5 protein-coding genes are annotated in these 9,195 nt (G+C 68.6%); 3 read left to right on the forward strand and 2 right to left on the reverse strand.

Features of this window, described 5'->3' with window-relative positions:
• Together FLW16_RS45815 and FLW16_RS42410 are read right to left on the reverse strand one after the other, a co-directional pair.
• Positions 1-118, reverse strand: a 118-nt coding sequence (locus tag FLW16_RS45815) for an ATP-binding cassette domain-containing protein (protein WP_142566646.1), incomplete at its 3' end; no start/stop codon positions are given.
• A 347-nt stretch (positions 119-465) separates the two neighbouring features.
• On the reverse strand, positions 466-1,806 hold the full coding sequence (locus FLW16_RS42410; protein WP_260616199.1) for an ROK family transcriptional regulator: 1,341 nt from the start codon (positions 1,804-1,806) through the stop codon (positions 466-468).
• 242 nt (positions 1,807-2,048) lie between these two features.
• On the opposite strand from FLW16_RS42410, the gene FLW16_RS42415 reads away from it, so the two are divergent.
• The 3 genes from FLW16_RS42415 to FLW16_RS42425 all read left to right on the forward strand — a co-directional run.
• Positions 2,049-3,332 carry an ROK family transcriptional regulator gene (locus FLW16_RS42415; protein WP_142566647.1) on the forward strand — a complete coding sequence of 428 codons (1,284 nt, stop codon included), beginning with the start codon at positions 2,049-2,051 and terminating at the stop codon, positions 3,330-3,332.
• 213 nt (positions 3,333-3,545) lie between these two features.
• Positions 3,546-8,774 (forward strand): ThuA domain-containing protein, encoded by a 5,229-nt coding sequence (locus tag FLW16_RS42420; protein WP_142566648.1) that lies wholly within the window; start codon positions 3,546-3,548, stop codon positions 8,772-8,774.
• A 108-nt stretch (positions 8,775-8,882) separates the two neighbouring features.
• Positions 8,883-9,195 (forward strand): hypothetical protein (locus FLW16_RS42425; RefSeq protein WP_221891593.1); only part of this gene is annotated, 313 nt, incomplete at its 3' end.

Raw genomic sequence — 9,195 nt, forward strand, 5'->3', positions numbered from 1 at the left:
GCGTGGACTTCCCGGCGCCGTTCTGCCCGAGCAGACAGTGCACCTCGCCGGCTCTGACCTCAAGGTCCACGCCGTCCAGCGCGCGTACGCCGGGGAACTGCTTGACGATCCCCCTCATTTGGAGCAGAGATGACGAGTCGGATGGTGACCGCGGCACAGGAGCCTCCCTGGGAAAACGGTGCGGCCGTGGCCCCGCCCGCCTGACGGCGCCGGCTGGCACCGCCGCGACGGCATCGAGGTCGGCGTCATCGATGCCGGTGCGGCTTCCGGACGGCCGATCAGGCGGGCGGGACGTTCTGGTGGGGAAAGGGCATGGTGGGTTCCCGTCCGCCTGACCGCGTGCGCCACGGCCGCGGCACCGGGATGGGCGGGGATGTGCCGAGGCGTGCGGAACGGGACGGTCAAGCGGACGGGATGTCTGGATTCGGCAGGCGACAGGTAGGGACCGCGTGGCGGGCACGCGGGTCAGAGTGAGTGGGGCAATCGGGCCATCGGAGTTCCCTCGATCACCCCGATGGTCGGGGACGTTCGGATCGCGATGCTTGTCGGGTCGGAGTGCACACGTTCGACGACGACTCCGGCGGCGCCGCGTGAGGCGGCGCCGAAGCCGAGATCGGAGGCGGCGAACCGGCAGCGCTCGACGGCGCCGCTCATGCCCACGCGTGCCAGCTCCTGCTCCGCCGCGGGGATGAGCCGGTCGGCGAGCCTGGCGAAGTAGCCGCCCAGCATGATCACCCGCGGGTTGAAGAGGTTGACCAGCATGGCCGCCCCGATTCCGAGCCACCGGCCCACCTCCGCGGCGGCGGCGTCGACGCGGGGGTCTCCTTCGGCCCACCGCTGCTCGATCTCGGCCAGCCGCTCCTCCGGGTCGCGGACGAGCTGAGGGCCCGTGCCGTACGCGCGGTCGGGTGTGGCCATGCGGACCAGCGCGGCCAGTCCGACCTTGGTCTCCCAGCAGCCGATACGGCCGCAGCGGCACCGCTCGCCGGACGGATCGACCATGACGTGGCCGACCTCCCCGGCGAATCCGTCCGCTCCGCCCAGCAGCCGGCCACCGGAGATGACGCCGCCGCCGACTCCCACCTCGCCCGTGAGGTAGACCAGGTCGGAGGTGCCCGCCGCGACGCCCGAGGTGTACTCGGCCAGGGCGGCGAGGTTGGCGTCGTTGTCCACCGTGATGGGGATGTCCCCACGGATGTCGGCCTGGGACAGCCGCTCCGCCACCGCCACCCCGTGCCAACCGAGATTGGGGGCGACGACGACGGTGCCGGTGGTGGTGTCTATCAGACCGGGGATCGCCACGGTGATCCCGGCCAGAGCGATCCCGAGCCGGTCGAGATCGGCGACGGTCTTCTCTATCACGTGGACCAGCTCGTCCAGTGAGCGTTCCGGGCCGGACCCCATGGCGTCGAAGCCGATGCGCCGGTCGATGAGCACTCTGCCGGCCAGGTCGGTGGCGATCGCGGCGATGTAGTCGACGTTGACTTCCACGCCCAGGGCGCCGACCCGCGAGCCGTCCAGGACGAGCGCGACACTCGGGCGGCCGACGGAGCCCGCGTGCTGCGGGCCCGTCTCCTTGACCAGTCCGCGTGCCTGCAACTCGCTCACCAGGCTGGTGACGGTGGTCTTGTTCAACCCGGTCGCGACGGCGACGGCCGACCGGGAGCACGGGCCATACGTACTCACATGACGCAGCACCAGGGCGAGGTTGGAACGGCGCACGGTGGCCTGGTCCGCGGGAACTCCCGCGGATCCGCCGCGACTCATCGAGTCGGTCGTGTGGCCGTCGGCCCTGCTGTGGTCCACGCCGCTCCTCAATTAGTTCGCATGGCTGGCCGAATTAAAGACAGTCACGTCCGGCTGAGACAAGAGTGAAACCGGTTGCAAGTTACGTAACGTTACGATAACCGTGTCCGGAATGGGCCTTGAAGTGCATAAATGTGAGCGATGCCAACTCGTTACGCATTTCGGGGGTGCGCAGCCGGACATCCCCGTGTTACAACCCTCATTAATTGATCTCAGAGACAAACAAAAGGCAGGTGGCGCGGGTGACGAAGGAGCCGCAACTCACCCGCGCCCCGGGCGGCGCGGCTCTGCCGGCGGGTCCGGCCGTGCTACGCAGGGCGAACCTCTCGCTGGTGCTGCGCGAGCTGCGCGACCACACCTCGCTGTCCCGTGCCGACATCGCGGAGGCGACCGGCCTGCACCGGGCCACCGTCTCCAACCTCATGGCCGAACTCCTGGAACGGCGGCTCGTGCGGGAGGTCGGCGTCGAGCACGTGGGTGCGATCGGGCGTCCCAGACGGGCGGTGGCGCTGCACGGCGCCCACGTCGGCGCCCTGGGCATGGAGATCAATGTCGACTACATCGCGGTCCACGGCACCGATCTCAGCGGCCGGGTCCTGGTCGAGCGCCGGGTGGTCTACGACACGATGGGCAGTGGCCCGGACAGCGCCGTGCGCCGGCTCGGGCTCGTGGCCAAGGAGTCCGTGGAGGCGATGCGGCGGGCCGGAGCGGTCCCCGCCGGCATCGCGGTGGCCGTCCCCGGACTCGTGGACGTGACCCGCGGAGTCGTGACGCTCGCGCCGAACCTCTACTGGCACGACCTGCCCCTGGCCGATCAGCTGAGCGCCATACTCGGCCCGCTGAACGTGCCGGTGCGGGTGGACAACGACGCCAACCTCGCCGCGCTGGCCGAATACACCTCGGGCATCGCCGCCGGCACACCCGACCTGGTCTACCTCACCGGTGAGGTCGGCGTCGGCGGCGGCATCATCTCGGGCGGCAAGCTCCTGCGCGGAGCGGACGGATTCTCCGGAGAGGTCGGGCATCTGCGGGTCGACCCGAACGGCGACCAGTGCGGCTGCGGCCGCATCGGCTGCTGGGAGACCAAGGTCGGCCTGGCCGCGCTCGTACGTGCGGCCATGCCCGAGCAGGCGTACGGGCTGCCCGGCATGCCCGTGCCCGACCCCGGTGAACGAGTGGCCGACATCGCCAGGGGCCTGGCCTCCGGCGACCGGCGGATGATGATGGCGGTGGCACAGGTCGGCGAATGGCTCGGGCTCGGCGGCTCGATCCTGGCCAACCTGTTCAACCCGCGAGTGATCGTCATCGGGGGCTACTTCGCCTCACTGGCCCAGTGGCTGCTGCCGCACGCGCAGGATCAGCTACAGAGGCTGGTGGTGGCCGCCCCCGCCGCCCAGTGCCGGTTCGTCGCCTCCACGCTCGGCTTCGGCGCCGCGTCCCGCGGCGCCGCGAGCATGGTGGTCAACCACATCATCGACGACCCGGCGGCGATCATGGATCCATTACCCCGGCCGGCAGCCTACTGACGGCCCCCACAGACCTGGAGACGGCACCCTCCAGCAACCGCAATATCCGCTACGACCAAAGTGGCAATAAGCGCGGCGGCGCGCGCCTTGCCTGACGTCCCCCCGGTCAGGAAAGGGTTTTTCATGTCTCCACGTCAGCGAACGTGGGCCAGGCCGCACAATGCGGCCCTGCCAGAAAAGGGACGACGTCCGAGACGTCGGACCGCGGCGACGATGGCCCTGGCCCTCGTCGCCCCCGTCATCACGCTCTTCTCGGCGCCGGTGGGCGCCCAGGCCGCCACGACGGCGGCAGCGGAGCCCGACTTCAAGGTCCTGGTCTTCTCGAAGACAACCGGCTTCCGGCACGACTCGATCCCCGAGGGCATCGCGGCCGTGCAGAAGCTCGGCCAGGAGAACAACTTCGCGGTCGACACCACCGAGGACAGCAGCCAGTTCACGGACGAGAACCTGGCGAAGTACCAGGCCGTGATCTTCATGTCCACGACCGGCGACCCCGTCTCCACTCAGGAGCAGAAGGACGCCTTCCAGCGGTACATCGAAAAGGGCGGCGGCTTCGTGGGTGTCCACGCCGCGGCCGACAGCGGGTACAACTGGGCGTGGTACGGCAAGCTGGTCGGGGCCTACTTCAAGCAGCACCCGGCGATCCAGCAGGCCACGGTCAAGGTCGAGGACCCGGCGCACCCGTCCACCAAGGACCTGCCGACGACCTGGTCCCGTACCGACGAGTGGTACGACTACCAGACGAACCCGCGTGGCACGGTCCACGTGCTCACGTCGATGGACGAGAAGTCCTACACCGGTGCCACGATGGGCGCCGACCACCCGAACACGTGGTGTCAGGACTACGACGGTGGCCGCTCGTGGTACACCGGCCTCGGCCACATGAAGGAGAACTACAGCGAGGCGAACTTCCTGAAGCTGCTCCTGGGCGGTATCAAGACCGCCGCGGGTGCTGAGAAGGCCGACTGCTCGGCCTCTCAGAGCAGCAGCTACGAGAAGGTGGCTCTCGACACCGAGACCTCCAACCCGATGATGCTGAACGTCGCCAAGGACGGCCGGGTCTTCTACATCGACCGGCTGGGCGACGTCAAGATCATCAAGCCCAGTGGTGGCTCGGTCCTGGCCGCGCACATGAACGTGTTCACCGCCAACGAGAGCGGTCTGCTCGGCATGGCGCTGGACCCGGCCTTCGACACCAACAAGTGGATCTACCTCTACTACTCGCCCACGGGCACGGAGAACGTCGACCGGCTGAGCCGGTTCACGGTCAACGGTGACACCCTGGACCTGGCGAGCGAGAAGAAGATCCTGGACGTGCCGGTGCAGCGGGCCGAGTGCTGCCACCACGGCGGCGGCCTGGTGATGGACCCCAAGACCGGCAACCTGTGGCTGGGCACGGGCGACAACACCAACCCCTTCGCCTCCGACGGCTACGCCCCGATCGACGAGCAGTCGGGCCGCTCCAGCTGGGACGCCCAGCGGTCGGCGGGCAACACCAACAGCCTGAGCGGCAAGCTGCTGCGGATCCACCCCGAGGCGGACGGCACCTACACCATCCCGTCGGGCAACCTGTTCGCCCCGGGCACGGCGAAGACCAAGCCGGAGATCTACGGCATGGGCTTCCGCAACCCGTTCCGGATCGGGCTCGACCCCAAGACCGGCAACATCATGCTGGGTGAGTACGGCCCCGACGCCAACTCCGCCAGCGCCACCCGTGGCCCGCAGAACACGGTGGAGTGGAACCTCATCTCCAAGCCGGGCAACTACGGCTGGCCGTACTGCATCGGCAACAACACCCCGTACATCGACTACAACTTCGCGACCAAGCAGTCGGGGGCGGCGTTCAACTGCGCGGCTCCGGTCAACGACTCGCCGAACAACACCGGCCTGACCAACCTGCCGCCGGTGATCCCGGCGACGATCTGGTACCACTACGCCGCCGACGCGAACAACTTCCCCGAGCTCAGCGGTGGCGCGCCGATGGGCGGCCCGGTCTACCGCTACGACCCGAACGTCCAGTCGACCATCAAGTGGCCGGCGTACTGGGACGGCAAGGCCGTCTTCGGTGAGTGGAACAACAACGCGCTGTGGTCGTTCCAGCTGAACGAGGACGGCTCCAAGCTCGTCGAGATGAACAAGATCATGACGACGCTGAAGTTCCTCAAGCCGATGGACATGAAGTTCGGTCCCGACGGCGCTCTGTACCTGATCGAGTGGGGTTCGGGCTTCGGCGGCGACAACGCCGACTCGGGCGTCTACCGCATCGAGTACACCAAGGGCGTCCGCCCGCCGGTCGCCCGCGCCACGGCCGACAAGACCGACGGTCCGCTGCCGCTGACCGTGCAGTTCTCCAGCGAGGGCTCGCGCGACCCCGACGGCAAGGCGATCACCTACGCCTGGGACTTCGACGGTGACGGCAAGACCGACTCCACCGAGGCCAGCCCCTCCTTCACCTACACCCAGGCCGGCGAGTACAGCGCCGTCCTGACCATCACCAACCCCGACGGTGTGACCGGCAAGGCGAGCGTGACGATCAACGCGGGCAACAGCAAGCCCGTCGTCAAGGTCGAAGTGCCGCCGAACGGTTCGTTCTTCGAGTTCGGCGACCAGGTGAAGTTCAAGGTCACCGTCACCGACGCCGAGGACGGCACGGTCGACTGTGACAAGGTGCAGATCCAGGCGATCCTGGGTCACGACACCCACGGTCACCCGCTCGACCAGATGAAGGGCTGCGAGGCCACGGTGCAGACCGCCGCCTCGGGCCACGGTGAGTACGACAACCTGTTCTACGCGATCGAGGCCAGCTACACCGACCAGGGCGCCGGTGGGGCCAAGCCGCTGACCGGCCGGGGCCAGGTCATCCTGCAGCCCAAGCGCAAGCAGGCCGAGCACTTCTCGGCGACCGGCCGGGTGACCGGCGGTGTCGGCACGGACGCCGCCGGCGTCCAGATCGAGGACACCACCGACTCCGCGGGTGGCGCGAAGGACATCGGATTCATCCAGGACGGCGACTACTGGTCGTTCGACCCGGTGAACCTGACCAACATCAGCGCGATCCGGCTGCGGGCCTCTTCGGCCGGCGCGGGCGGCACCGTGCAGATCCGCGTCGGCGACCCCGACAACGGCACGCTGATCGGCTCGGCGGACATCACTCCGACGGGCGACTGGCAGACGTTCAAGGACGTCACGGTCAACCTGAACAACGTTCCGACGACCAGCGGCCCGATCTTCTTCGTGGTGCGCAAGCCGGCCAGCGCGGCCAACGACGCCAACCTGGCCAACTTCAACTGGGTCGACTTCGTCGGCAAGGGCGCCACGGAGAACCAGCGCCCGACGGTGACCGCGTCGGCGACCCCGACCACGGGCACCGCTCCGCTGAAGGTCGACTTCACCGCGACGGGCACCGACCCCGAGGGCGACACCCCGCTCACCTACAAGTGGGACTTCGGGGTGAACGGCGCGCCGCAGCCGACGACGGCCAACGCGAGCTACACCTACACCGCCCCGGGTAACTACACCGCGACGGTGACGGTGACCGACGCCAAGGGCGCGGCCACGACCCAGCAGATCGCGATCAAGGTGAACACGCCGGCCACGGTGTGCTTCAGCGGCCGTTCGGACGACTTCCTGGGCACCGAGCTCGACCGGAACCGCTGGTCGGTCATCCGGGAGAACCAGGACCTGAAGGTCACCGGCGGCAACCTCATCATCCCGACCTCGACCACCGACATCTACAGCACGGGCGGCAACACGCCGAACATCGTCGTGCAGCCGGCGCCGTCGGGCGCCTGGACGGCCACGGCCAAGCTCACGCTGAAGGCGACCGACGCCTACCAGCAGGCGGGTCTGGTCCTGTACGGCGACGACGACAACTACGCCAAGATGGTGCTGCAGGCGCGCTCGACCTCGGGCTCCGACCACGCCAGCCGCATCTTCCAGTTCATCCGCGAGGACAAGGGCACTCCCAACGAGGTGACGGCGAGCAACACGTCCAACCTCGGGGACTCCTACCCCGACACGGTGTACGTGCGGTTCATCAGCGACGGCACCAACATCACCGCTCACTACTCGGCCGACGGCACCAACTTCACCGCCATGCCGGAGACCAAGCCGCTCGCCGGGATCACCAACCCGAAGATCGGCCTGATCTCGCTGGCCGGCGCCAACCACCCGGTGGTGGACGCGGCCTTCGACTGGTTCCAGATCACGCCGGACGACAAGGCCACCGCGCCGACGCCGGACGACGACTTCAACGGCAGCTCGCTCGACCTCTGCCGCTGGAACCAGAACGTGCGGTACGACGCGACAGCCGCTCGGGTGACCGGTGGCAACCTGGAGCTCGACACCACGACGGGTGACATCTACGGGACGACCAACAGCGGCCCGAAGAACTTCATCCTGCAGACGGCGCCGAGCGGTGACTGGACGCTGGAGACCAAGGTCGACGGCTCGGCCCTCAGCGAGCAGTACCAGCAGGGCGGCCTGATGGTGTACGGCGACGACGACAACTACGTGAAGTTCGACTTCCTCACCACCAACACCGCAGGGTCGACGGTGGCGCGGACGATCGAGCTGCGCAGCGAGGTCGGCGGCACCGTGCAGAACCCGCAGCCGCAGGTGAACAACCTCACCGCCGGGCCGTATTGGCTGCGCCTGAAGAAGGTGGGAGACAGCTTCACCGGCTCCTACTCCTCGAACGGCACCACCTGGACCGACCTGGCCACCAACGGCACGGTCACCGCGGTGAAGAACAGCGCCGTGGCGAACGCGTCGAAGGTCGGCGTCTACACCATCGGCACCAACCAGGGTGCGTCCAAGACGGTCAAGTTCGACTACTTCAAGCTGATCAAGGCGGGTAGTGAGGACAAGACCGCTCCGGTGACGACGGCGACGACCGACCCGGCGCAGCCGGAGGGCGGCTCGTTCACCGGTCCGGTCACGGTCACGCTGAAGGCGGTCGACGAGACCGGCGGCAGCGGGGTCGCCAAGACCGAGTACAAGCTCGACGGCGGTGACTGGACCGCTTACACCGAGCCGGTCAAGGTCAGCGGCGAGGGGCAGCACACGCTGGCCTACCGCTCGACCGACAAGGCGGGCAACGCCGAGGAGGCCAAGACGCTCACGCTGACGATCTCCCCGGCGTCCTCGCCGGAGGTCAAGCTGACCGTCACCGCCGCCTCCCGCTGCATCGGTACCTCGGCCTACGTGGCGGTCACGGCCGTCAACAACGGCGACGTGCCGGCGACGATCGAGCTGACCACCCCGTACGGGTCCAAGACCGTGGCCGACGTGGCCCCGGGCAAGCAGGCCTACCAGTCCTTCAACACCCGCGCCGGGCACATCGACGCCGGCAAGGCGACCGTGAAGGGGACCGCCACGATCGGCGGCAAGCAGGTGACGTCGTCCTACGACGCCGCCTACACCGCGGCCAGCTGCGGCTGACCGCACCGGCGGTGACCGCGGTCCACACGACGCGGACACCGCCCTAGCACAACCGGGGCCGGCCGGCCGACCAGCCGGCCGGCCCCGCCCCTCATAGATGGAGCGAACATGAAAATCAACAGGACCACGCAGGTACTGGCCGCGTCGGTGCTCGGTCTCACCCTCGCCGGGGCCGGCGTGGCCGGTCCCGCCGCCGCCGACGACAACCCCAGCAGTGGCATCGACGTGTCGGTCAACATCACGCCCACCACCACCCCCGGCCAGCTGTCGATGACCGTGGCCGACAACAACGGTGTCTCCCTGCAGGAAAGCGGCTCGGACGCCGCCGCCCGCCAGTTCACCGGCACCCTGCCCACCGTCACGGTCAGCGACACCCGCAAGCCCGAAGACATCCCCGCCGGGGAGTACTGGGCCGTCGTCG

This window comes from Microbispora sp. KK1-11 (assembly GCF_006874435.1).
Lineage (GTDB): Bacteria > Actinomycetota > Actinomycetes > Streptosporangiales > Streptosporangiaceae > Microbispora > Microbispora catharanthi.

Excerpts from the sequence above, each read along its gene's own strand:
- FLW16_RS42420 (WP_142566648.1), top strand. The coding sequence starts at position 3,546 with ATGGCCCTGGCCCTCGTCGCCCCCGTCATCACGCTCTTCTCGGCGCCG.